This window comes from Flavobacterium sp. UBA4197 (assembly GCF_002379575.1).
Classification (GTDB): Bacteria; Bacteroidota; Bacteroidia; order Flavobacteriales; family Flavobacteriaceae; genus Flavobacterium; species Flavobacterium inviolabile.
On record NZ_DFUB01000005.1, the window covers coordinates 211,242 to 212,386 of the forward strand.

Annotated in this window: 2 protein-coding genes; both read right to left on the reverse strand. The window is 30.8% G+C overall.

All coding sequences use genetic code 11. From position 1 onward, the window contains the following. Nucleotides 1-548 (reverse strand): DUF6705 family protein (locus B3394_RS02605; protein WP_286912728.1); only part of this gene is annotated, 548 nt, incomplete at its 3' end. Further along, the coding region (locus B3394_RS02610) for a DUF6705 family protein (protein ID WP_286912735.1) at nt 548-1,145 on the reverse strand (598 nt) is incomplete at its 5' end. The genes B3394_RS02610 and B3394_RS02605, both read right to left, overlap by 1 nt.

Genomic DNA, 1,145 nt, shown 5'->3' on the forward strand with positions numbered 1-1,145 from the left:
TCAGGCTGCATAAATGAACCATCACTTTTATAGATTTTAGCGATTATCTTCTCTGTTCCATTTTCATTTTTGTAACGTAGAATAACAGCATTCTCAAGATATTTTCTTAATGGATCAGTAATGGATAGTTTCACCCTTCTTTCGTTTTCTAAACAATCGTTACACTTTGGATATAAATTGTTTGTCCATAATAAATTTCCCCAAATATTATGATCTCCTGTCTTCGCTGGTGGATTAATAATCTGGTTTAACGTATTTACCTTTTCATTACCATTTTCAATAAATTTATATTCACCTATTAGCAAATCTTCATAATAATTCATTTTTTGGTAGTACGTAAACGTTATCTTTTTTAACACAAAAGTCAAAGACATATTTCCTTGTTGAAACTTCCACGTTCCCACATATTTATCAAAATCATTGTTAACATCTTTATTATAGGTTCCGTTTGTAAACGCCAAATCACTATCATCCGCAAGAGGTACTATGACCTGTGCTTTACAGGATAAAAGGAAAGAGACTAACAGTATTATCAATATGCTTTTCATTACGGTTGTTTTGTCAAAACATATTCACCGTAAGGAACCCGCATTTCATCAGGGGAGCCATCAGGCTGCATAAATGAACCATCACTTTTATAGATTTTAGCAATTATCTTCTCTGCGCCATTTTCATTTTTGTATCGCAAAACAATAGCATTACTTAAATATTTCCTTTCAGGATCTCTATATCGTAGTTTTATTCTTCTTTCATTTAAATTACATTCAGAACATTTTGGATATGTATTCTTGCCGATGATCAAATTTCCAGAGATATTATAGCCACTTGCTTCTGAAGGCATTAACTCCATTTGCTGTAAAGTATTGACTTTTTCAATTCCGTTTTCAATATATTGATATTCACCAACCAAAATATCCTGGTAATAATTTTTATATTCAGTCACAAAATGATCAAATGTTATTTTTTTTAATACTATTTTTAATGATGTATTACCTTGTTGGTGCTTCCAGGTTCCAACATATTTATCAAAATCGTTATCTACATCCTTATTGTAAGTTCCACTATTATATGCCATATCACTATCACTTGCAAGTGGTACTATAACCTGTGCTTTACAGGATAAAAAGAAAGAAACTAATAGTATT